Annotated in this window: 21 protein-coding genes and 1 pseudogene; 11 read left to right on the top strand and 11 right to left on the bottom strand. The window is 73.5% G+C overall.

All coding sequences use genetic code 11. From position 1 onward, the window contains the following. Positions 1-11: 11 nt before the first annotated feature. Together OHA72_RS54885 and OHA72_RS54880 are read left to right on the top strand one after the other, a co-directional pair. Positions 12-1,358: a sensor histidine kinase gene (locus OHA72_RS54885; protein WP_327004058.1), complete on the top strand. Its 1,347-nt coding sequence runs from the start codon at positions 12-14 to the stop codon at positions 1,356-1,358. Between the two features lie 53 nt (positions 1,359-1,411). Next, positions 1,412-2,029, top strand: coding sequence for a response regulator (locus OHA72_RS54880; RefSeq protein WP_327011848.1), 618 nt, complete (start codon positions 1,412-1,414; stop codon positions 2,027-2,029). Positions 2,030-2,398: 369 nt separating this feature from the next. Here OHA72_RS54880 and OHA72_RS54875 read toward each other — a convergent pair whose 3' ends face one another. From OHA72_RS54875 to OHA72_RS54865, 3 genes are all read right to left on the bottom strand, one after another. Beyond that, complete coding sequence (locus OHA72_RS54875; protein WP_327004057.1) at positions 2,399-3,739, bottom strand: hypothetical protein; 1,341 nt, start codon at positions 3,737-3,739, stop codon at positions 2,399-2,401. Between the two features lie 92 nt (positions 3,740-3,831). Beyond that, a complete protein-coding gene (locus OHA72_RS54870) occupies positions 3,832-4,488 on the bottom strand; it encodes a response regulator (protein ID WP_327004056.1) in 657 nt (218 codons plus the stop codon). Further along, the gene (locus tag OHA72_RS54865) at positions 4,485-5,333 is read right to left on the bottom strand and encodes a sensor histidine kinase (RefSeq protein WP_327004055.1); all 849 of its coding nucleotides are present in this window, start codon (positions 5,331-5,333) and stop codon (positions 4,485-4,487) included. Before OHA72_RS54865 ends, OHA72_RS54870 begins: the two co-directional genes overlap by 4 nt. A 464-nt stretch (positions 5,334-5,797) precedes the next feature. Here OHA72_RS54865 and OHA72_RS54860 point away from each other — a divergent pair, with 464 nt between their 5' ends. The 6 genes from OHA72_RS54860 to erm all read left to right on the top strand — a co-directional run bounded on the left by OHA72_RS54860 (position 5,798) and on the right by erm (position 11,667). Next, on the top strand, positions 5,798-6,478 hold the full coding sequence (locus OHA72_RS54860; protein ID WP_327004054.1) for a hypothetical protein: 681 nt from the start codon (positions 5,798-5,800) through the stop codon (positions 6,476-6,478). A gap of 58 nt (positions 6,479-6,536) precedes the next feature. Then, a complete protein-coding gene (locus OHA72_RS54855; RefSeq protein ID WP_327004053.1) occupies positions 6,537-8,051 on the top strand; it encodes an MDR family MFS transporter in 1,515 nt (504 codons plus the stop codon). A 59-nt stretch (positions 8,052-8,110) separates the two neighbouring features. Further along, the gene (locus tag OHA72_RS54850; RefSeq protein WP_327004052.1) at positions 8,111-8,989 is read left to right on the top strand and encodes an ABC transporter substrate-binding protein; all 879 of its coding nucleotides are present in this window, start codon (positions 8,111-8,113) and stop codon (positions 8,987-8,989) included. Then, positions 8,989-9,834 (top strand): amino acid ABC transporter permease, encoded by an 846-nt coding sequence (locus tag OHA72_RS54845; protein ID WP_327004051.1) that lies wholly within the window; start codon positions 8,989-8,991, stop codon positions 9,832-9,834. Before OHA72_RS54850 ends, OHA72_RS54845 begins: the two co-directional genes overlap by 1 nt. Positions 9,835-9,854: 20 nt before the next feature. Continuing rightward, positions 9,855-10,574, top strand: a complete 720-nt coding sequence (locus OHA72_RS54840) for an amino acid ABC transporter ATP-binding protein (RefSeq protein ID WP_327004050.1) — start codon at positions 9,855-9,857, stop codon at positions 10,572-10,574. Positions 10,575-10,881: 307 nt separating this feature from the next. After that, positions 10,882-11,667, top strand: a complete 786-nt coding sequence (erm, locus tag OHA72_RS54835; protein ID WP_327004049.1) for an ErmE/ErmH/ErmO/ErmR family 23S rRNA (adenine(2058)-N(6))-methyltransferase — start codon at positions 10,882-10,884, stop codon at positions 11,665-11,667. A gap of 45 nt (positions 11,668-11,712) precedes the next feature. Here erm and crcB read toward each other — a convergent pair whose 3' ends face one another. From crcB to OHA72_RS54810, 5 genes are read right to left on the bottom strand one after another with little or no spacing between them, the layout of a single operon-like run. Further along, complete coding sequence (gene crcB / locus OHA72_RS54830; RefSeq protein ID WP_327004048.1) at positions 11,713-12,057, bottom strand: fluoride efflux transporter CrcB; 345 nt, start codon at positions 12,055-12,057, stop codon at positions 11,713-11,715. Further along, positions 12,054-12,458, bottom strand: a complete 405-nt coding sequence (locus OHA72_RS54825) for a fluoride efflux transporter FluC (RefSeq protein ID WP_327004047.1) — start codon at positions 12,456-12,458, stop codon at positions 12,054-12,056. Before OHA72_RS54825 ends, crcB begins: the two co-directional genes overlap by 4 nt. 46 nt (positions 12,459-12,504) lie before the next feature. Then, on the bottom strand, positions 12,505-14,133 hold the full coding sequence (locus tag OHA72_RS54820) for a hypothetical protein (RefSeq protein WP_327004046.1): 1,629 nt from the start codon (positions 14,131-14,133) through the stop codon (positions 12,505-12,507). Between the two features lie 29 nt (positions 14,134-14,162). Further along, on the bottom strand, positions 14,163-14,792 hold the full coding sequence (locus OHA72_RS54815; protein WP_327004045.1) for a hypothetical protein: 630 nt from the start codon (positions 14,790-14,792) through the stop codon (positions 14,163-14,165). A gap of 50 nt (positions 14,793-14,842) precedes the next feature. Then, positions 14,843-15,589, bottom strand: coding sequence for a class I SAM-dependent DNA methyltransferase (locus OHA72_RS54810; RefSeq protein ID WP_327004044.1), 747 nt, complete (start codon positions 15,587-15,589; stop codon positions 14,843-14,845). 132 nt (positions 15,590-15,721) lie between these two features. Between OHA72_RS54810 and OHA72_RS54805 the strand changes: the two are divergent. Further along, positions 15,722-16,327: pseudogene (locus OHA72_RS54805) on the top strand (Hsp70 family protein); the annotation flags it as partial. Further along, positions 16,227-17,573 carry a DnaJ C-terminal domain-containing protein gene (locus tag OHA72_RS54800; protein WP_327004043.1) on the top strand — a complete coding sequence of 449 codons (1,347 nt, stop codon included), beginning with the start codon at positions 16,227-16,229 and terminating at the stop codon, positions 17,571-17,573. The pseudogene OHA72_RS54805 and the gene OHA72_RS54800, both read left to right, overlap by 101 nt. Before the next feature lie 52 nt (positions 17,574-17,625). Here OHA72_RS54800 and OHA72_RS54795 read toward each other — a convergent pair whose 3' ends face one another. From OHA72_RS54795 to OHA72_RS54785, 3 genes are all read right to left on the bottom strand, one after another. Then, positions 17,626-18,345: a hypothetical protein gene (locus tag OHA72_RS54795; protein ID WP_327004042.1), complete on the bottom strand. Its 720-nt coding sequence runs from the start codon at positions 18,343-18,345 to the stop codon at positions 17,626-17,628. An 11-nt stretch (positions 18,346-18,356) separates the two neighbouring features. Beyond that, complete coding sequence (locus tag OHA72_RS54790; protein WP_327004041.1) at positions 18,357-19,469, bottom strand: lytic polysaccharide monooxygenase; 1,113 nt, start codon at positions 19,467-19,469, stop codon at positions 18,357-18,359. 131 nt (positions 19,470-19,600) lie between these two features. Next, the gene (locus tag OHA72_RS54785; RefSeq protein ID WP_327004040.1) at positions 19,601-20,794 is read right to left on the bottom strand and encodes a GAF domain-containing sensor histidine kinase; all 1,194 of its coding nucleotides are present in this window, start codon (positions 20,792-20,794) and stop codon (positions 19,601-19,603) included. 185 nt (positions 20,795-20,979) lie between these two features. Here OHA72_RS54785 and OHA72_RS54780 point away from each other — a divergent pair, with 185 nt between their 5' ends. Continuing rightward, entirely contained in the window at positions 20,980-21,609 is a 630-nt protein-coding gene (locus tag OHA72_RS54780; RefSeq protein ID WP_327004039.1) for a TetR/AcrR family transcriptional regulator, read from the top strand. The last annotated feature ends 2 nt before the right edge of the window (positions 21,610-21,611 follow it).

Below are 21,611 nucleotides of genomic sequence, written 5' to 3'. Positions count from 1 at the left end.
CGTTGCTGCCCGTGCATCCCATCACCGACCCTGTCGACCCCCGGTCCGCTGCGCAGGCCGGGGGCTCGGTGGAGGGTGCGGCCGGGGCCCGGTGGTTCGGGGAGGTCCGGGCGTTCGTGGTGCGGCATCCGCGGTGGGTCGACGGCATGCTTGCCGCCGCGATCGGGTTGGTCAACGCGCACCGGTCGCTGGAGGGGTCGGGGGTCGTCGGCGTCGCGTGCTACGTGGTGGTCCACCTGATCCTGGCGTGGCGGCGGGCCGCGCCCGTCGCCGTGTGCTGGAGCGTGTTCGGGCTGTCGCTGCTGACGCTGCTCCTCGTCGGGATCAGGGTCGAGGGGCTGTATCCGGAGGCGGTGATCGCCGTCGCCGTGTACACCGTCGCCCGGCACGGCCCGCTGCGGCACCTCGTGCCGATCGTGGTGGTGGTCGAGACGCTCGCGTTGTCGGCGTCGCTCGTCGCCGGTCCGCAGTGGACGGCGGTGGGGTTCGTGACGTTCGGGCTGGCCGCGGCGGTGCTGCTCGGGCTGGTGGTGCGCACGCGGCGGGCATACCTGGCCGAGCTGGAGGACCGGGCCCGCCGGCTCGAACGGGACCGGGACCAGCGGGCCGAGATCGCCGTCGCCGCCGAGCGGGCCAGGATCGCCCGCGACATGCACGACATCGTCGCGCACCACCTGTCGGTGATGGTCACCCTCGCCGACGCGGCCACGCTCACCGCCGGCACGTCCCCGGACGACGCGGTGGCCGCCATGCGGCACGTGTCGGGCACCGGCCGGCAGGCGCTCGGCGAGATGCGTCGCGTCCTGGGGCTGCTGCACACCGACCCCGACCCGCATCCCGCCCCCCAGCCGCAGCCGGGCCTCGCCGATCTCGACGCGCTCGTCGCCGGGGTGCGCGCGGCAGGGCTGCGGGTCGAGGTCACCGTCGAGGGGGTGCCCGGGGACCTCGGTGCGGGCGCGGAGCTCGCGGTGTACCGCATCACGCAGGAAGCGCTCACCAACGTGCTCAAGCACGCCGGGGTTTCGAGCCGGTCGGAGGTGCGGCTGCGGTACACGGGCGGACGCGTCGAACTCGAGGTCACCGACGACGGGCCGGGTGCGCCGGGGAGCGGCGGCGGCCCGGACGGCGGGCGGGACGGCGGGCCGGACGGCGGGTGGGACGGCGGGCGGGACGGCGGGTGGGACGGCGGGCCTGGTGACGTGGCGGTCGAAGGACGGGGAGACGGGCGGGGCATGACGGGCATGGCCGCGCGGGCCGCGGCATACGGTGGGCGGTTCACGGCCGGACCGCGGCCCGGTGGCCGTGGCTGGTCGGTCCGGGCGACGCTGGACGGCGGCGGGGGAGAGGACGGGCCGTGAGCATCAGGGTGCTGCTGGTTGACGATCAGCCGCTGCTGCGGCTCGGGTTCCGGATGATCCTGTCGACGTCGCCCGACCTGGAGGTGGTCGGAGAGGCCGCCGACGGCGCGCAGGCGGTCGCGATGGCGGCGGCACTCGCGCCGGACGTGGTGCTCATGGACGTGCGGATGCCGGTCGCCGACGGGATCGAGGCGACCCGGCGGATCGTCGGGTCGGGTTCGGCGGCGAAGATCCTGGTGCTGACGACGTTCGACCTGGACGAGTACGTGTGGTCGGCGCTGCGGGCCGGCGCCAGCGGGTTCCTGCTCAAGGACGTCCAGCCGGTCGAGCTGGTCGGCGCGATCCGCTCGGTCGCGGAGGGCGACGCCGTCGTCGCGCCGAAGGTGACCCGGCGGCTGATCGACGCGTTCGCCGGGCACCTGCCGGACCCGTCGGCGGGACCGTCGCCGGCCGACGTGCTGCTGGACCGGCTGACCGGTCGGGAGCGGGAGGTGCTCGTCGAGGTGGCCCGTGGCAGGTCCAACCTGGAGGTCGCCGCGGCGCTGTCACTGTCGGAGGCCACGGTGAAGACACACGTGGGGCGGCTGCTCATGAAGCTCGGCCTGCGCGACCGCGTCCAGGTCGTCGTCTTCGCGTACGAGGCCGGCGTCGTCCGCCGCGGCGAACCCTGAAACAGCCCCGGAGTGGCGGCGCCGCAACCCAGCGCTCGGCGCCGCCGCGCTCGCGACCACGTCAGCACGGCTCGACGGGCCGGGAGGGGGATGCGACCGCGGCGGTGCGGGGCGTTCAGCGACCCGGAGACGACGTGCCGGTCCGGCGGTGCGGCGTGGTCTGTGGGCGGGGAGGGCGCGGTCGCGGGCGGTTGCTTCATCGGTGGGAGGGGGACGGGGATGGTGCGGTGCGGCGGAAGCCATTTGGCGGTGAGGTGGGTGGTGGTCTTCGACGGCGAGGTTAGCGGTGGTCGTGGGCGGTGTCTTCGGTGGCGCGGTCGGCGGTGGTCAGGCCCAGGGCCAGGTCGGCGATGCTGCGGGGCGGGTGGGTCATTGCTGGGGTGCGGGTGAGCGGTGGAGTTCGACGGTCAGGATGGCGAGGAGGAGCAAGGACAGGCCGAGGCCGACGGTTGCGTCGAACTGCAGCGCGGTGAACTTGAAGACCTGACCGGCGAGCAGGTCGACCAGGACCGAGGCGCGCAGCAGGCGCAGCGCTCGGGGGCGGTCGGGGCGCAGGAGGAAGGCGGCGCGGACGGCGAGGGTGGTGGCGACGGCTGCGGCGGCGACCATGGCGAGGCTCGCGCCGAGTTCGCGGGTCTGGTGCAGTTCGCCGGTGGCGGCCTCGACCGCGGCGCCGACCAGGGGTGGCACCTGCAGGAGGTAGACGCCGGCCACGGCGATGGCGACGACCGGTCGGGTCACCAGCCGGCGGGCGAAGGCGGCGAGGGCGTGGCGGCGGGCGGCCCAGGGACTGTCCCGGTGGGGCAGCGCGGCGACCAGTGCCGCCACCGCGATGTCGACCTCACGCCGACCACCGGCCGTGGACCCGGCGTCCGCTGCGGGCGGCGAGCCGTGAGCCGTGGACGCGACGTCGACAAGGGAAAGGCCGTCAGCCTCGGGCGAGCCGTCTGTGGGCGAGGCGTGCGTTGTGGACGAGCCGTCCGGCATCGGCCGAGCGCCCCCAGCCGGCCGAGCGCCCCCAGCCGGCCGAGCGCCCCCAGCCGGCTGAGCGTCCCCCGCCGGTCGAGTGTCCGCCGTGGGCCGAGTGTCCCCCGTGGGGCGAGTGCCCGGCGCCGGTCGAGTGTGCCCCGCCGGCTGAGCGTCCGCCGCCGGCTGTGTGTCCGTCGTGGGACGGGTGTCGGTGCTGGGCTGGGCGTTGGTGGGGAGGTCGGCTGGGGGTGCGAGCAGACGCAGGGCCTCGGCGCGCTGGGTGGTGGTGAGGCCGGCGGGGAGACCGTCGAGGGCCAGGCGCAGGGCTTCGGCGGTGCGTTCGTCAGGGGTGCGGTGGCCGGGGTCGCGGAGGCGGACCACGAGCACCACGAGCACCGCGAAGACCAGGTAGATGATGCCCGCCGCCGGCCGGTAGAAGTAGTCGGTGCGTTCGGTGATGAACTTGCCGACCTCGTCGATGAACAGGCCGAACCCCGCGCCGCCCACGGCGGCCGCCGTCACCCGGGCGGGACGGCCAGGGTAGGCCAGCGCGACGCCGAGCGCGGCGGCCAGCAGGAGCCCGCCCCACAGGACGTGGGCGATGTGCAGGCCTCCGCCGCCGAGCTTCGGGTAGCCGGCCGTGGCCAGGAACCAGCGGGTCAGCAACACGGTGGCGATGCCCGACGCGGCGAGGACCCACAGGTCGGCCCGGGACGTGCCGGATCTGGCGAAGCCCTGCATCGGCCAAGCCTCGCCCGGGGCGGGACCGAGACGCATCCGGCGTCTGCCCGGAGGCGACCCTGAATGTCGGGGTGTGGGCCGCCGCAGAACCGCTACGGGGTCCCAGGACGGATCAGGCCGCTCTCATAGGCGAACGCCGCCGCCTGGACGCGGTCGCGGAGGTCGAGTTTCGTGAGCATGCGCGAGATGTACGTCTTGACGGTGGCCTCCCCGAGGAACAGCGCCGCGGCGATCTCGGCGTTGGATCGGCCCCGGGCGACCAGCCGCAGCACGTCGACCTCGCGCTCGGTGAGGGTGGCGAGCTGCGCGGCGGCCCGCGGGTCGGCGGTGGGGGCGGCGGCGTAGGACTCGATGACGCGCAGCGTCACGGCCGGGTCGAGCAGCGCCTGGCCGGCGGCGACGGTGCGCACCGCGTGGACGAGTTGCTCGGGCGGTGCGACCTTGAGCAGGAACCCGCTCACGCCGAGGCGCAGGGCACGGCGGACCGCCTCGTCCTCGTCGAACGTCGTCAGGATGATCACCCGGGTGTCGCCGAGCGCGAGGATGTGCCGGGCGGCCTCGATGCCGTCGCCGTGGGGCATGCGGACGTCCAGCAGGACCACGTCGGGGGCGGTGCGGCGGACCTCGTCCAGCGCGCGGGCCCCGTCCGCGGCCTCGCCGACGACCTCGATGTCGGGCTGGTGATCCAGCAGCATGCGCAGGCCGGCGCGGATCATCGCCTCGTCGTCGACGACCACGACGCGGATCACGAGCGGGCCTTGGCCGGTGCGCTCGCGGTACCGAGGGGGAAGACGGCACGCACGGTGAAGCCGCCGGGGCGCGGTGCGGCGGCGAGGGTGCCGGCGAACACGGCGACGCGTTCCCGCATCCCGATGAGCCCGTGCCCGCCGCCGCCGGGCGGGGACGGCGGGCTGCCCGCGGCGTTGTCGACGGTGATCGTGATGTGTTCGGCGGTCCGGTGTACGTGCACGCTCGTCGCCGCGGTGCCGGCATGGCGCAGCACGTTGGTCAGCGCCTCCTGCAGCACCCGGTAGGCGGAGATGTCCTGGGCGCGGGGCACGCCGGTCAGGTCACCGTCGACGGTGAGCTCGACCGGCAGGCCGGCGGCGCGGACCTCGGCGACGAGGTCCGCGGCGCGGGCGAGGGACGGCTGCGGTGCCGTGGCCACGGCGGTGGTGTCGCGCAGGATGCCGACCAAGGTGTGCAGCTCGCGGACCGACTCGCGGCCGAGGCGTTCGACGCCCTGGAGCATCTCGGCCTGGGGCGTGCCGGCGGGCAGGGTCGCGCGGACCGCGCCGAGCTGCAGGACCATGACGCTGATCGAGTGGGCGACCGCGTCGTGCATGTCGCGGGCGATGCGCTGGCGTTCCTCGGCGACGACGGCGTGCTCGCGGGCGTCGCGTTCGGCGTCCAGGGCGGTGGTGAGGCGGGCGAGGAGCTCCGCGCGGTCGCGCAGCCGCCGGGCGAGCAGGCCGACGCCCCAGGCGCCCCAGCACAGCAGGCCGAAGAACAGGTTCTCCCACGCCATCGCGGCGACGCCGCTGACGGTGGAGCCGGCGGCGCGGGCGGCGATCCAGGTGCCGAGGCTCGCCATGAGCTGTGCGGCGAGGGGCGCCGGCCAGGACGCGGTCGCCCGCAGGTAGCCGGCCCACCCGGGGGCCAGGAAGAAGCCGAGGACGGCGGCGCCGGTCGGGCCGTTGAGGCCGCCGGCGACGGCGAGGGAAGGCGAGCGCGACGACGGCGGCGCCGGTGACGGGGAGGCGGCCGGCGAGGGCGGTGCCGGCCACGACGGCGACCAGCGCGGCGGCGGGGACGACGGGTGCGGCGGAGAACGCGCTGTCCAGGAGGATCTCGGCGACGCCGATGACGGTCAGCGTGGCGGCGGCGGCCCAGGGCACGAGCGTGCGGTGCATGGGGGTGATCCTATTGTCGCTGGTCAGCGTGCCGGGTCGGCCGTGTGGGGGACAGCGTGACGGTGCCGTGTCCGCCGGGTGGGGGACGCGGGTCGAGACGCCGGGCAGCAGACCCGGTGGGGTGCTGTTCCATAGCGTTCCGGCCATGAACAACACCTCGAATCCCGCTCGCCGGGTCCTTCCTTACGCCGCCGGTGTCTCGCTGATCGCGGGGGCCGCCTTCTTCTTCGCCGGTCTTGCCACGTCACCGCCGAGCACCGGCGACGACAAGGCCGCCTACCTGCAGTCCCTTGCCGCCGACCCGTTCCAGACGCAGCTGTCGGCGTTGCTGCTGCACTACGGCAACCTGCTCATGGGCGCCGGGCTTCTCGCGCTGCCGCTGCTGGTGCGGGGCCGCCGCGGGGCCGTCATGACCCTGGTCGGGGCGCTGCTCGGGGCGCTGACCCTGCTGGAGATGTCCGGGGCGCTGCTGTCGGACTGGTTCCACATGGAGATCGGCCGGAACCTGCCGGTGGAGCAGGCGGTGGCGCTGTCGGACAAGGTCCTCGCGCACCCCGCGCAGCAGCTGGCGTTCAGCCCCGGGCCGCTCGTCTCCGTCGCGCTGCTGCTGACGTTCGCGGGCCTGGCCCGTGCCGGGGTGCTCGGCTGGTGGGCGATCGGCGGGATCGTGCTCGGGTACGCCGGGCTGCTGTTCATGCCGTACGACACGCCGATCCTGCCGGCGCTGGGCACCGTGCCGATGCTCGCGGTGATGGCCGTGGCCGGGCTGCGGGTCATCGCCCGGACCAGGGTCGATGCCGCCGGCCCGGTGCCGGTCCCTGCCTGAACCCTGTACCTCGGGCCGCCCGCAGGACTGCGGGCGGCCTCCGTCGTAAGGTGTCGGCATGAGTGACGCCACTTTCACCGAGCGGCGGGCGGTGGGGCTGCGGTCCGATCGCGGACCGGTCCTGGCCTCGGTGATGCTGAGCACCGGGCTCGTCGCCCTCGACAGCACCATCATCGCGACCGCGGTGCCGTCGGTGGTGCGTGACCTCGGCGGGTTCTCGCACTTCCCGTGGCTGTTCTCCGTGTACCTGCTGACCCAGGCGGTGACGACACCGCTGTACGGCAAGCTCGCCGACGTGCTCGGCAGGCGGCCGGTGATGTTCGCCGGGATCGCCGCGTTCCTGCTCGGGTCGGTGCTGTGCGGGTTCGCGTGGAGCATGCTGACGCTCATCGTGTTCCGGGCCGTGCAGGGCATCGGCGCCGGCGCGATCTCCCCGATGAGCATGACGATCATCGGGGACCTGTACACGGTCGAGGAACGTGCCAGGGTCCAGGGGTACGTCGCCGGGGTGTGGGGCGTGTCGTCGGTGATCGGCCCGACGCTCGGCGGGGTCTTCGCCGACTACCTGTCGTGGCGGTGGATCTTCTTCGTCAACATCCCGCTCGGGCTCGTCGCCGCGTGGATGCTCGCCCGCAACCTCAAGGAGCGCGTCGAGCGGCGCGAGCACCGCATCGACTACCTCGGCGCGTCGCTGCTCGTCACCGGCTGCACCCTGCTGATCCTCGGCACCCTGGAGGGCGGCACCACCTGGGCGTGGACGTCGGTGCCGAGCGTGAGCATCTTCACGGTCGGGGTGGTGCTGATGGTCGGGTTCTGGTTCGTGGAGCGGCGCGCCGCGGAGCCGGTCCTGCCGCTGTGGGTGTTCCGGCACCGCACGCTCGTCGGCGGCAACCTGACCGCGCTCGTCGTCGGCGCGCTGCTCATCGGGTTGACGTCCTACGTGCCGAACTTCGCACAGGGTGTGCTGGGCGCGAGCGCCGTCGTGGCCGGGTTCGTGGTGGCGGCGATGACGCTGGGCTGGCCGATCGCCGCGACCCTGTCCGGGCGGGTGTACCTGCGCATCGGGTTCCGTGACACCGCGCTCACGGGCGGTGCGGTCATCATCGCCGGCACCGTGTTGTGTGCTGTGCTCGGGCGGTACACCGGGATCCCCGTGCTCGCGCTCGCCTGTTTCGTCGTCGGGGTGGGGCTGGGGTTGACGTCGAGCCCGAACCTGGTCGCCGTGCAGTCGGTGGTCGGCTGGGACCGCCGCGGGGTGGTCACCGGCACCAACATGTTCTTCCGGTCGATCGGCAGCGCCGTCGGCGCGGCGGTGTTCGGGGCGATTGCCAACGCGACCCTGGATCGGCGGTTCGCGGCGGCGCCGGACGGTGTGCGGGACCAGCTGGGCGGCGGGGTCGACGCGACCGACGTGGTGCTCAAGGCCAAGGACACCCCACCGGCGGTGCTGGACTACGCGCGGGGCAGCCTGTACGCGGCGACCCACCACGTGTTCATCGCGCTCGCCTGCGTGGCGGTGCTCGGCATCGGGACGCTGCTGCTCATGCCCCGGCGGACGACGCCGCTGCCGTGACGGTGATCCGACGCACGGTTGATCCATTTCCTACCACTGTGGTGGGTACGATCGCCGCCATGCGCACCAGGACTCTCCTCATCGCCGCCGGACTGACGGCGGCCCTCGCCGCCGCTGCCGGCTGCGCACCGGCCGACGACGACACCACCACCCCGGCCGCTTCCGGCGGCGCCTCCTCCGCGGCGGCCTGCGTTCCGGCCTCCCTCAAGACGGTCGCCGCGGGCAAGCTCACCGTCGCCACCGACGAACCCGTCTACGAGCCGTGGTTCAAGGACAACAAACCCGAGTCCGGTGAGGGCTTCGAGGCCGCGGTCGCCTACGCCGTGGCCGGCAAGCTCGGCTACAGCAAGGACCAGGTCGTCTGGACCCGGGTCACGTTCAACAACGCGATCGCTCCTGGCAAGAAGACCTTCGACTTCGACGTCAACGAGTTCTCCATCACCGACGAGCGCAAGCAGGCCGTCGACTTCTCCGCCCCGTACTACGACGTGACCCAGACGGTCATCGCGTTGAAGTCCTCGAAGATCGCCGGCGCGAAGAGCGTCGCGGACCTCAAGGGCGCGAAGCTCGGCGCACAGGTCGGCACGACCAGCTACCGCTCGATCACCGAGGTGATCAAGCCGTCGGCGCAGCCGCAGGTGTACAACAACAACGACGACGCCAAGAAGGCCCTGCAGAACGGGCAGATCGACGGTCTCGTCGTGGACCTGCCGACCGCGTTCTACATCACCGGCGCCGAGATCACCGACGCGCAGATCGTCGGGCAGCTCCCGCAGCCGTCCGGCACCCCGGAGCAGTTCGGCCTGGTCCTGGACAAGGGCTCCCCGCTGACCGGCTGCGTCAGCCAGGCCGTCGACGGGCTGCGCGGTGACGGCACCCTCAAGACCCTGACGGAGAAGTGGCTGTCGTCCGTCCAGGGCGCGCCGGCGCTCACCTGATGACGTTCGAACCCAGCCCGTTACAGCTGGAACGCGACGCGTACCGCCGCCGGCAGACGACCCTGTCGGTGGCGGTCGCGGCCGGGTCCACGCTCGTCGTGGGGATCCTGCTGTACGCGGCCGTCACCGGCGCGCCCGGGTGGGACCGGTTCCGCGCCAGCTTCCTGGACCTCGACGTCGCCCGCGAGTCGCTGCCGGCCGTGCTGCGCGGGCTGTGGCTCAACGTGAGGCTCCTGGTGGTCTGCGCGGTCGCGGCGGTGCTGCTCGGGCTCGGCATCGCCACGCTGCGCACCATCCGGCCCGCCGTGTTCTTCCCGCTGCGGGCGCTGGCGGCCGGGTACACGTACACCTTCCGCGGGCTGCCGCTGATCGTGACGCTGTACCTGTTCGCGTTCGGCGTGCCGGGGCTGCGGCTCAGCGGCACGCCGAGTGTGCTGGTGCTGGGCGGGATCGCGATCGTGCTCACCTACGGCGGTTACATCGCCGAGGTGTTCCGCGCCGGGATCGAGTCGGTGCACCCGTCGCAGCGGGCCGCGGCCCGGTCCCTCGGCCTCAACTACCGCCAGACGATGCGGCACGTGGTGCTGCCGCAGGCCGTCCGGCGGGTCGCGCCGCCGCTGCTCAACGACCTCGTCGCGATGCAGAAGGACGTCGGGCTGATCTCCCTCGCCGGGCCGATCGACGCGATCCGGGCCGCGCAGATCGAGACCGCCGGCTCCTACAACTACACCCCGTACGTCGTGGCCGGGGTCCTGTTCGTGCTGCTGGCGATCCCGGTCGTCGCCGTCACGGACTGGGTCACGCTGCGCGCCGCCCGCCGCCAGTCAGGAGACAACCGGCTGTGACGCTTCTGCAGATTGCCGGTGTGCACAAACTGTTCAACGGAAATCCCGTCCTGCGCGGGGTGTCCCTCGACGTGGACGAGCACGAGGTCATCGCCCTCATCGGCGCGTCCGGCTCCGGCAAGTCGACGCTGCTGCGCTGCGTGAACCTCCTCGAACAGGTCGACGACGGCACCATCCACCTCGACGGGCAGGACATCACCGACCCCCGCGCCGACCCGGACAAGGTCCGCCGCCGCATCGGCATCGTCTTCCAGGCGTTCAACCTGTTCCCGCACCTGAGCGTGCTGGACAACGTGACCCTCGCCCCGCGGCACGTCCACGGACTGCCGGCCGCGAAGGCCAAGGCCAAGGCCATGGACCTGCTGGACCGCGTCGGCCTCGCGGACAAGGCGGCCGCCTACCCGGACCGGCTCTCCGGCGGCCAGCAGCAGCGGGTCGCGATCGTGCGGGCCCTCGTCAACGACCCGCGGCTGCTGCTGCTCGACGAGGTCACCTCCGCCCTGGACCCGGAGCTGGTCGGGGAGGTCCTCGCCCTGATCCGCGACCTGAAGGGCGACGGCGTCACGATGATCCTCGCGACCCACGAGATGAGCTTCGCCCGGCAGGTCGCCGACCGGGTCTGCTTCCTCGACGGCGGGCTGATCGTCGAGCAGGGCCCGCCGGAGCAGGTGTTCGGCGCTCCCCGCGAACCCCGCACCCGGCAGTTCCTGCAACGCATCACCGACGCCGGCCGGCTGTGATCCCCGCGGATAATCGCGTGCCGGGCGGCGCGCGGTCCGTTATGGTGCCGGAATGGCCATGACCATGACGCATGCCCTCCTCGCGCCGGCGGCGATGCCGGCCGCGCGCCTGCGCATCCGGCGTCGCGCCCTGGTCCGCTAGGTCCTCGGTCTGACGTCCTTGCCCTCCCGCCGCCGAGCGGGACGGGCCGTCGCCACCTGAGCCGCACCAGGGCCCTGTCGAGTCCATCTTCGGAATCGGACGGGCCGCGATGCCGCCTGTCCGTGTTTCGCCGCCCGTACCGCGGCGGCAGACGGGACCACGGTCATGGCGCCATCCGCTCGCAGACACAGCAACACCCAGGCCAGAAGCCGCCGCGTGTACGGGCAGAACCTGCTCACCGCACCCGGCGCGGTCCGGCGGCTCGTCGACGCCGCCGAACTCGACCCCGGTGACGTGGTCGTCGAGGTCGGCGCGGGGCGGGGGCACCTCACCGCCGCGCTCGCCGACCGGTGCCGGCGGGTCATCGCCTACGAGGTCGACCCGGACCTCGCCGCCGCGCTGCCCGCCCGCCCCGGCGTCACGGTCCGCGTCGCGGACTTCCTCGCCGCGGCACCGCCGGCGGGGCCGTTCACGGTCGTCGGCAACATCCCGTACGCGCTGACCTCCGCCGTCGTCGACTGGTGCCTGCACGCACCCGGCCTGACCGCGGCGACGCTGCTGACGCAGCTCGAGTACGCGCGGAAACGCACCGGCGACTACGGCCGCTGGAGCCGGCTGACGATCCTCACCTGGCCCCAGTGGCACTGGCGGCTGGCCGGGCGGGTGCCGCGGGAGGCGTTCCGGCCGGTGCCCCGCGTCGACGGCGGCATCCTGCGGCTGACCCGCCGGCCGGTGCCGCTCGCCCCGGCGCACGGCTACGAGGCGTTCGTGGACCTCGGGTTCAGCGGCGTGGGCGGGTCGCTGCACGCGTCGCTGTGCCGCCGGTTCGACCCGCGCCGGGTCTCCGGGGCGTTCCGGGCGGTGCGGCTCGCCCCGGACACGCCCGTCGGGCTGGTCTGGCCGGAGCAGTGGCTGACCCTGTTCCGCCTGCTGCACGCGAGGTCACGATGAAAGCTGCTGCATGCGAGGTCACGATGAAAGCTGCTGCATGCGAGGTCACGATGAAAGCGCGAACCCGGCCGTCGCGGCGGCCAGCCCCAGCAGCAGGCTGGCCGTGACGTACACCACCGCCTTGCGCGGCATGCCCTCCTCGACCAGCCGCAGCGTCTCCAGGCTGAACGTGCTGTACGTCGTCAGCGCACCGCAGAACCCGGTGCCCACCAGGGTCTTCACGGCCACGGGCAGCGCGTCGCCGGCGCCGATGAGCACGCCCAGCAGGGCGCTGCCGAAGACGTTGACGATCAGCGTCCCCAGCGGCGCGCGGTCCTGCAGTGCCCGGTCGGCGAGGTACCTGGCGGGCGCGCCGACCGCCCCGCCGAGCAGCACCAGCAGCAGCGTCATACGACCCGGCCCAGCAGCCGGCGGGTTCCGAACACCCCGAGCGACACGGCCGCGAGCGCGGTGACCAGGGTCCCCGCGACATAGGCGGCAGCGGTCCAGACCGCGCCCCGGTCGGCGAGCACGACCGCGTCGACCGCGAAGGTGGAGAACGTCGTGAACCCGCCCAGCACCCCGATCCCGAGCATCGGCCGCAGCAGCGGATGGCGGCCCTCGACCACGACCACGAGGACCCCGATGAGCAGGCAGCCGAGCGAGTTGACCGCCAGGGTCGCCCACGGCACGCCCGTCCCGGCGTCGTGCGGCAGCAGCAGCGCCACCCCGTACCGCGCGGCGCTGCCGGCCGACCCGCCCACCGCGACGACGGCGAGGACGGCGCCGGGGCGGACGGGTTGATCAGACACGCGGCCAAGGGTAGCGGCTGCCCTGGTCCGCGCTTCCGGGGATGTGTCAGCCGATCTCCGGCATCCTCGTGACGATGGTGAACCCGCCGGCCGGGACGAGGGCCCGGATACGGCCGGCCGACGTCGTGTAGTGCTCCAGTTCCTCGCCGGCGGGGTCGCTGACGGTGACGGTGGAGGTGCCCTCGGCGGCGTCGCCCAGGTCGACGTCGCAGATGCGGGTGCTGGTCGCGACGCTGCGCAGCAGTGTCACCCGCGCCCCGGTGCGTGGGTCACGCAGCGACAGGCAGCGCACCTCGCCGCCCTTGCGGCAGTCGCCGGTGTCGGTGTCGCCGTCGGGTTCGGCGATCCGCGCGACGGCGGCCGCGTGCGGGTCGGCGTCCAGGGCCAGCATGGCGAGCAGGCCGTGGATCGTGGACTCCGCGCCCGCGTCGCGGTGCACGACGCCGCGGCGGCCCGGCTGCTGCGGCGGGGCGTCGGGGATGTCGACGCCGTCGTAGGTGCGGCCGGTCGCCGGATCGTACATGGGCGCGCCGGCCGGGTTGTTGCCGAAGAACCACGACCCGGCGATCCCGGCGAGGGTCGACAGCGCCGGGCGGCCCGTCACCCTGGCCGTGCTCAGCAGCGACTCGACGCGTGACTGGGCGCCGTAGGACAGCTGCACCCCGTCGATCGTCAGCGCCTCCCGCGCGCCCGGCACCGCGACCCGCAGGTTGTCCGGCCCGCCCTCCACCAGCAGGTGCGGGGTGAACGACGCGGCGTCGGCCAGCGCGGCGTCGCGGGCCGCCAGGTCACCGGCGACCTCGTAGACGCGGGCCAGCCCGGCCGGTGCCAGCCCGGCCCACGCGTGCCACGCGCTGCGCGACAGGGCGCACGGCAGGACCGCCCCGAACGGCCACGTCCACGGCGTGCCCGTGCGCATGGCGGTCACGCCCTCCGCGAGCTGCTCCAGCAGCTTCCGGGCGTCGTCGTCGCCGCTGCAGCCGGTGTACGCACACAGGCCCAGCAATGCCTCGCCGGTCAGGTCCGCGCCGTCGCCGATCAGCCACGCCGGGGTCGCGGAGTCCTCCACGACGCGCCACTGGCCGTACCGTGGCAGCACCTGCCGGCGGATCGCGCTCATCGCGAGGCGGAGCCGGCGACGGAGGAACGCGGCGAAGTCGGGGTCGCCCTGGAACGCGGCATAGCCCTCACCGAGCGCCCACACGGTGCGGGCCAGCCACGCCGACTCGCCGCTGTCGGACGGGTCGGGGCTCTCCGCGGGGATCCCGCTGCGGTTGAGGGTGCCGTCCGGCTGCTGCCACAGCACGACGTTGCCGTGGCAGGGGTGGTCCGGGTCTTCGTCGTGGACGGTCTGCAGGTAGCACAGCCCGCGCAGCAGCTGCCGCGCCGCGGCCCGGCTCGCGTCCGCGCCCGTCGCCCGCCAGTGCCGCAGGTACACCACCGCGGCCCGGGCGATGTCGTCGGCGTTGAACGCCCCCTGGGTGTAGTGGCCGGTGTCGGGGTCGACGGGACCGCCGCCGACCGGGAGGTAACTGCCGTCCGGGAGCCGCTCCGCGTAGGTCCATACGACCTCGACCGAGGGCTCCTCCACCAGGCGGAACGTGGTGTGCCCCGGCTGCGGCGGCGGGGTGACACGGACCCGCAACGAGTCCAGATGCGCAAGATTCGTCAGCACGGCGCCCGACCTACCCGACAAATCCGCCCTTAAGCGCCCAATGTCAGGCGGGCCCGGCGGCTCGGCTCCAGCACCATCACCTTGTACGGGCAGACCCGGTCGGTGATCGCGGCGTACGCGTCGATGGCGCGGCGGGCGGCGTCCCAGGCCTGCTCCGCCGGGGTGACACCCTTGCCCTTGTTGCGGAACAGCGCGCCGTAGAACGCCGAGCAGAACACGGTGCTCTCATGCCAGCCGACCAGGGCGGACGCGCCGATGTAGACGATCTCGCCGTGCAGGCAGTTGCGCAGGGCCCGCTGCCATGCGCCGATGCCCGTCTTGCACCCGTCGGCGAGCACGGTGCTCGCGTTGAGGCCGTGGCCGCGGTCGGCGGAGTAGTCGCCGATCGCCTCCAGCGTGATCGCGGTCTTGCCGTCGGTGCTGCTGAACATGGGTGTCTCGCCGTGATCGCCGTGCGCCATCACGTGCAGGACGTCGCACTGCGCGGTGAACGCGGCCAGGACCGTGTCGAGGTCGCGGGAGCGCACGAAGTCGATGTCCACGATCGGCTCCGGCAGCCCGGCGTTGATGCTCTGCAGCGTGGACTGCACGAACGCCATCGACGCGTCGAACGACTGGTCCAGCCCGATGTCGAGCAGGCTCACCCGCCGGTTCCGCATGGAGCAGCATCCTGCCGGGACACGCTCGCCATGGTCAAACGGGTTGACTGTCAATCCTGCAGGAGTGGCTTCTCCCACACCGACACGTGCTGGGCGCTGTCGCTGGTGAACGGCTCCCGCTGCCAGCCCGACCAGCGGTGCTGCAGGTGCAGGCCGGCCATCTGCGCCATCAGGTCCAGCTCGGCGGGCCACACGTAGCGGAACGGGATCGACCGGAAGCCGCCGCGGCCGCCGGCGACCTCGACGTAGTTGGAGCTCATCGACTGGGTGGCGACGTCGTACAGGTCGTAGGCCCAGCGGGTCTTGCTCACGTGGAACGGCACGACGTCCTGCCCCGGCGGCAGCCGCCGCAGGTCCGGCATCATCACCTCGACGACGAACCGCCCGCCCGGCTGCAGGTGCGCCGCGACGTTGCGGAAGCACGCGACCTGCGCCGCCTGCGTCGTCAGGTTCATGATCGTGTTGAAGACGAGGTACGCCACGGAGAACGCCGCGTCGACCCGCGCGGTGGCGAAGTCGCCGATCGTGACGCCGATCGCGTCGCCGCCGGGCTTCTCCTTCAGCCGGGCCACCATCGCCCGGGACAGGTCGATGCCGTGCACCGGCACACCACGGGCCGAGAGCGGCAGCGCGATGCGGCCCGTGCCGATGCCCAGCTCCAGCGCCCGGCCACCGTCGGCGAGCTCGGCGAGGGTGTCGACGGCCGGCTGCACCACCGCGGGGTCCGCCATCTCCCTCGACGACTCGTCGTAGCGGGCCGCGACCCGTTCCCCGAAATAGCCGTCCTCATCGATCATCGCCGGACCCTATCGTGGCTGCCCGATTTCGGTACCTGCGGGGCGCGTATCCGGTTCCGGCCGCACCCCGCGCCGGGCGCGCCCACCCGCGCGGCGGACGCCGGGCGAGCGTGGCATCGATAGGCTGCTGCGGTGACGTCGATCGTGCCCGGGCTCGCCCTCGACTTCGGTACGTCCCACACCGTGGCGGTCCTCGCCCGGGACGACGGGCGGGTCGAGCCGCTGCTGTTCGACGCCTCACCGCTGCTGTCCTCGGCCGTGTTCGCCGGCGCCGACGGCAGGCTGCTGGTCGGGCGCGACGCGGACCGCTCCGCCAGGGCCGACCCCGCCAGGTATGAGCCCAACCCGAAACGCCGCTTCGACGACGGCACGCTGCTGCTCGGCGACGTCGAGGTCGCCGTGGTCGACGCGTGCGCGGCCGTGCTGCGCCGGGTCCGCGAGGAGGCGGCCCGCACCCTCGGCGGGTCGGCGCCCCCGCGGACCGTGCTCACCTGCCCCGCCGGCTGGGGCCAGCACCGCCGTGGCCTGCTGTCCGCCGCCGCGTCCGCGGCCGGCCTCACCGGCGTCGAACTGGTCAGCGAACCCGTCGCCGCGGCGGCGTACTTCACCACCGTCCTGGGCCATCAGGTCCGCCACGGTGACGCGATCGTGGTGTACGACTTCGGCGGCGGCACGTTCGACGTCAGCGTGGTCCGCCGCACCGGCGAGGACACCTGGGAGGTCGCCGCGGCGGACGGCCTCGACGACGTCGGGGGGATCGACCTCGACGCCGCCGTCGTGGACTGGGCGCAGCGCACCGTCCAGCCCGGCGACCCCGCGTGGCAGCGGCTGCGCGCAGAGCCCGGCCGACCGCCGCCACCGCCGCCACCTGTGGGACGACGCGCGGGCCGCGAAGGAGCAGCTCTCGCGGGGCACCACGGCGGATCTCGCGGTGCCGGTCCTGGACGTCGACGCGCACCTCACCCGCGAGGAGTACGAGACGATCGCCCGGCCGTGGCTGGAGCGCACGGTGCGCCTGACCCGCGACACGATCGCCGCCAGCAGGGTCCCCGTGGACCATCTCACCGGCGTGTTCCTGGTCGGCGGCGCGAGCCGGACCCCGCTGGTGGCCACGATGCTGCACCGGACGCTGCGCCTGGCTCCGGTCGTGATCGAGCAGCCGGAGCTGGTGGTCGCGCACGGCGGCCTGGTCACCCTTGCCGCACCGCAGCGGCCCGCGCCGCCGCCGACCTCACGGTCCACCACATCTGCGGGCCCTACGTCTGCGGACCCCACGTCGACCTCGTGGTCCGCCTCGTCGGTGGCCTCGTCGGTGTCGTCGGGGGGTGCACCGCCGGCCTCGGAGGCGGACGCCCAACCGGCGGCGCCGGAGGCGTTCGGGCCCGGTGGGTTCGCTGACATCCTCGACGCGTTCTTCAAGTCCGGGACGAGCGACACCCCGCTGCGGCCGGGCCGCAACCATGAGACCGACGTCGTGCTCACCAAGGCCCAGGCCCGCGCCGGCGTCGTCGTGCTGAACATGAACTGGCCGACCCTGTGCGGTCCCTGCAAGGGCACCGGTGTCGCAGGCGGTGCGGCCCGCGGCGCCACCTGCGCCGCCTGCGGCGGCTCAGGGCTGACCGGCGAGCTGGGCAAGCAGACGATGAAGGTGCGCCTGCCGGCTGGGATCAGCGACGGCCAGCGGGTCAGGCTGTCCGGCCGGGCACACCCGAGCCCGGACCCCGGCGGCCCGGGCGGCGACCTGTTCGTCCGCGTCCTCATCGACCCGCACGAACGCTTCGAACGCCGCGGCGACGACTTCCTGTACACCCTCGACGTGACCAGGGAACAGGCCCGCTCCGGCGCCGTCGTCACGGTCCCGACCACCACCGGCACCGTCGAGGTCCGCCTGCCCAGGGACGTGCCGGACGGCCGCACGATGCGCATCCCCGGCCGCGGCGCCCGCCCCGCCGGCGCCCTCCTCGTCACCATCCGGATCCGCTGACGGCGAAGGCGCGGGGTTGACGCCCGCGCCTTCGCCGTGAGGTTGAGCAGGTTCAGCGGCGGTCGAGGAGGACCTCGGCCGCGCCGCCGTCGACACGCAGGGTGTAGCGGTCGGCGGCCTGTTGCCAGCCGGGCAGCGCGAGGACCGTGCCGCCGGACAGGTTCTGCTTCGCGGAGGCGTCCAGGGTGGCCTTGCCGACGGTGCTGCCCGCGCCGAGCGTCAGCTGGGCCGGCGGCCCGGCGGGCGCGTGCACCAGCAGCTTGCCGACGCCGCCGACCCGGATCGGCAGTTCGCCCTCCGGTTTCGGGACGGTGACCTCGAGCTCCTGCACGCCGGCGACCACGTCGACGCCCGCGAGGCGGCCCGAGGCGAAGTCGACGACCTGCCGCAGGCCGCCGCCGGCGAGCTTGAGCTGCCAGCGGACGGTCGAGTTGAGGTACACGTGGACGGTGGCCTGCCCGGCGATCTCGGTGCCGTTCAGGCTGAGCCGCACCACGTCGCCGTCCACCGCGGCGGCCGGTTCGACCCGGCTGCCGGGCAGCGTCGAGGCGCGGTACAGGTAGCCCTCCATCGGCTCGCTGTGGATGATCACCGACTCGGCGCCGGTGACCACCTCGAGCGTTGCCGCCTGCCGGCCGTCGAGGGTGCCGGTGACGGTGTGCACCGGCTCCTTCTCGGCAGGCTTGTCCGGCGTACCTGTCCGGGTGGTGGCGATGACGAGGCCTACCAGTACCAACGCCACCGCCGCCACACCGGTCAGCAGTCGGAGCAACGGGGACTTGATCATGGGCTGGAGCAGCTCAGCGTCGGAGCGGTCGCCGGGGCGGTGCCGGTCGCGTTGAACCCGAACGACGTGGTGGCGCCGGCGGCCAGGACCCTGTTCCAGTCGACGTTGCTCACGGCGACGTTCGGGGGTTGCCCGACCAGGGTGCCGTTCCACGGCGATCCTTCGAAGCCCTGCCCGTTCTGGTACTGCCACCGCACCGTCCACCCGTTGAGGCTGCCGGATCCGCTGTTGCGGACGGTGACCTCCGCCTGGAAGTGCCCGGCCCACGAGCTCGGGACGACCCTCCAGGTCGCGGTGCACGCGGACCCGCCGCCGGACGGGGCCGGCGAGGAGGACGCGGACCGTGACGGCGAGCGTGACACGGACGCCGACGCCGACGGTGAGGTCGATCGCGACGGCGACGTGGACACCGACGCGGACGGCGACGTCGGGGTGCCGCCGATGCCGGTGACCTCGCCGTTGCCGCCGTCGAAGACGATGTCGGAGCAGCTGAAGAAGTTCTCCTGGCTGTCGGAGCGCACCCACTGGATGAACAGCATGTGCCGGCCGCTCTTGCCCGACGGCAGGGTGGTGTTGAACGAGTAGTAGTTCAGCGCACCGGGCGGGCCGGACTGCGGCGGGTCGGTGGCGCTCCAGAACGGCTCGAGGTCACCCCACGCGAGCGGGGTGGTGGGGCTCCAGCCGTTGCGGGTGACGTACAGGTGGAACGTGCCGGGGTGGGCGGCCCAGTTGCTGTAGCGCAGCTGGATCGTCGAGCCGGCGGTCAGGTGGGTGAGCGGCCAGTCGGTGCGGGCGGCGTTGTACGCGGCGTACTTCGTCGTGCCCGCGCCGCAGATCTGACCGTCGGGGATGTAGCCGGTGGTGCGGCCGCCGGCGTCGGAGCGCAGCACGCCGAACCAGTCGTACAGCGGCTGCTGCCCGCCCTGCGCGACGGCGTCGGCGCAGGCGGGGTTGGTCGGGACGATCTGGCCGGTCGATCGCAGACCGTCCACATAGCACAGATAGGTACGGCTGCCGGGCACCATCGCGACACCGTGAGCTTCCGCCGGGGCGGGCACCACGAGGACCGCGACGGCGCCGACGGCAATGGCCGCGACGACGCTCCACACAGGGCGCAATGTGCTCCTCCTCACATGAGGTGAGCGCAGTGTTCCCACGGGTTTCGCGCATTGGCAAGCATCGACGTCACCGGTACGCCGGGACAAGGCAGGGGCCGTGAAAGTTCCACGTACGCCGTGGTTCAGCCGGCCAGCGACAGCCTGGCCGTGGTGCCGGTGACACCGGAGCTGAGGGTGACGTTGCCGCCGTGGGCGGCCGCGACCTGCCGGGCGATGTGCAGGCCCAGGCCGACGCCGGGGACGGCCTGCTGGCGGGCGTGCCGGCCCCGGTAGAAGCGCTGGAAGAGGTAGGGCAGCTCGTCGGCGGGCACGCCCACGCCGGTGTCGGCGACCTCGACGGTCGGCGCCGGGCCCGCGACGACGGACACGGTGACGTCCCCGCCGGGCGGGGTGAACAGCACCGCGTTGCGCACCAGCTGCTGGACCGCGTGGGTCAGCTGGGTCACGTCGGCGCGCACGACGACCTGGGCCGGCGCAGGCACCACCGTCAGCGCCACCGCGCGCTGCTCGGCGAGGGCACGGCAGGCGCGCCACGCGGCCTCGACGACCATGGCCAGGTCGACCTGGGTGCGGTGCAGCTCGCTCGGGGCGTGCGCCGGCCGGGTGCCGGTGAGCAGGTGGTCGACCATGCGGATGAGCCGCTCGCCGTTGCGCTGGATCGGCTCGACGAGCTGGGCGTACGCGGCCGGCTGCTCCTCCTCGGCGAGCAGCTCCAGGTAGCCCTGGATCGCGGCGACGGGGGTGCGCAGCTCGTGCGAGACGGTCGCGATCAGGTCCTCCTCGCGCTGGGTGGCGCGGGCCAGCTCGTCGCCGAGCTCGGTGAGCAGGATCCGGTTGCGCAGCAGCGAGAGGTGGCCCACGGCCTGCGCGGCGAGGGTGTCCAGGGCCTCGCGCTGGCGGGGGCCGAGGTCGCCGGGGCGGTCGTCGATGACGCACAGGGCGCCGAGGGCGTGGCCGTCCTCGTCGACGAGCGGGGATCCGGCGTAGAAGCGGATGTGCGGGTCGCCGGTGACGTTGCGGTACGAGTGGAAGTGCGGGTCGGTGCGGGCGTCGGGCACGACGAGCTGCCGCCGGTCGGTGATGGTGCGCGCGCAGAAGGAGACGTCCAGCGGGGTCTCGGCGTCGGCGAGGCCGGTGGTGCCGGCGAACCACTGCCGGTCCCGGTCGACGAGGGAGACCGCCGACATGGGGGTGTCGAAGATCGAGCTCGCCAGCCGGGTCAGCTCGTCGAGGGCCGCAGGGCGCGGGCCGTCGAGGACGCCGTAACTGTGCAGCGCGGCGAGGCGGGCGTCCTCGTCGTGAGCATGTGTCGTCATCTCGTCTCCCAGCCTCGACGGTGCTTCATCAGGTTCGGGATACCCAGGTGCCTGCAGCGATCACGGACGGTTGCCGTGTGGTAGCGGCCGCCGGGAAGTGTCGGTGGGTGTGCTTAGGGTGTGGTTCTCGACCTCTTCGGAAATTCGCTTGTACGAGTGAGTGCTCGCTCATTAGGGTGGCCATCGTGAACCAGCAGCCCGTGCAGACCCGCCGCCGGCGCGTGCCCGCGCTGTCGCCGGACGAGCGGCGGGCGACGATCATCGCCGCGACCATCCCGTTGCTGCGCACGCACGGCGCGGCGGTCACCACGAAGCAGATCGCCGAGGCCGCGGGCGTCGCCGAGGGCACCATCTTCGGCGTCTTCCCCGACAAGGCGTCGCTGATCCTCGCCGCGCTCGGCACCGCCTTCGACCAGGAGTCGGTGCAGCGCCAGCTGAGCGCCATCGACCCGCAGGCACCCCTGCGGGAGCGCATGCGCGACGCCGCGGCGATCCTGATGCGCCGCTTCGAGACCAACGCGCAGCTGATGATGGTCGCCCGGACGCTGCCGATGGAGGTCGGCCGGCGGCAGGTCGAGCAGCTGATGGAGGGCCGGCGACGGCTGACCGAGACGGTCGCGGCCATCATCGAGCCCGACCGGGCGCTGCTGCGGCGCAGCCCCGGCAGCACCGCCGGCATGCTCATGCTGCTGTCCATCGCGTCGGTCCGGTCGGAGCTGGCCGAGCCCGACGCGCTCGACGCCGACGGCGTGGTCGCCGTCCTGCTCGACGGCCTGCTGGTCCACCCGACCGACACCACCGGGGGAGACGCCTGACG

This window comes from Dactylosporangium sp. NBC_01737 (assembly GCF_035963215.1).
Lineage (GTDB): Bacteria > Actinomycetota > Actinomycetes > Mycobacteriales > Micromonosporaceae > Dactylosporangium.
The sequence above is the reverse complement of the archived record's forward strand: the minus strand, read 5'-3'. Positions and strand labels throughout refer to the sequence as shown.

Excerpts from the sequence above, each read along its gene's own strand:
- OHA72_RS54810 (WP_327004044.1), bottom strand. The coding sequence starts at position 15,589 with ATGATCGATGAGGACGGCTATTTCGGGGAACGGGTCGCGGCCCGCTAC.
- crcB (WP_327004048.1), bottom strand. The coding sequence starts at position 12,057 with ATGACGCTGCTGCTGGTGCTGCTCGGCGGGGCGGTCGGCGCGCCCGCC.
- OHA72_RS54860 (WP_327004054.1), top strand. The coding sequence starts at position 5,798 with ATGAACAACACCTCGAATCCCGCTCGCCGGGTCCTTCCTTACGCCGCC.
- OHA72_RS54855 (WP_327004053.1), top strand. The coding sequence starts at position 6,537 with ATGAGTGACGCCACTTTCACCGAGCGGCGGGCGGTGGGGCTGCGGTCC.
- OHA72_RS54865 (WP_327004055.1), bottom strand. The coding sequence starts at position 5,333 with ATGGCGAGCCTCGGCACCTGGATCGCCGCCCGCGCCGCCGGCTCCACC.
- OHA72_RS54880 (WP_327011848.1), top strand. The coding sequence starts at position 1,412 with ATGATCCTGTCGACGTCGCCCGACCTGGAGGTGGTCGGAGAGGCCGCC.
- OHA72_RS54875 (WP_327004057.1), bottom strand. The coding sequence starts at position 3,739 with ATGCAGGGCTTCGCCAGATCCGGCACGTCCCGGGCCGACCTGTGGGTC.
- OHA72_RS54850 (WP_327004052.1), top strand. The coding sequence starts at position 8,111 with ATGCGCACCAGGACTCTCCTCATCGCCGCCGGACTGACGGCGGCCCTC.
- OHA72_RS54845 (WP_327004051.1), top strand. The coding sequence starts at position 8,989 with ATGACGTTCGAACCCAGCCCGTTACAGCTGGAACGCGACGCGTACCGC.
- erm (WP_327004049.1), top strand. The coding sequence starts at position 10,882 with ATGGCGCCATCCGCTCGCAGACACAGCAACACCCAGGCCAGAAGCCGC.
- OHA72_RS54815 (WP_327004045.1), bottom strand. The coding sequence starts at position 14,792 with ATGCGGAACCGGCGGGTGAGCCTGCTCGACATCGGGCTGGACCAGTCG.
- OHA72_RS54785 (WP_327004040.1), bottom strand. The coding sequence starts at position 20,794 with ATGACGACACATGCTCACGACGAGGACGCCCGCCTCGCCGCGCTGCAC.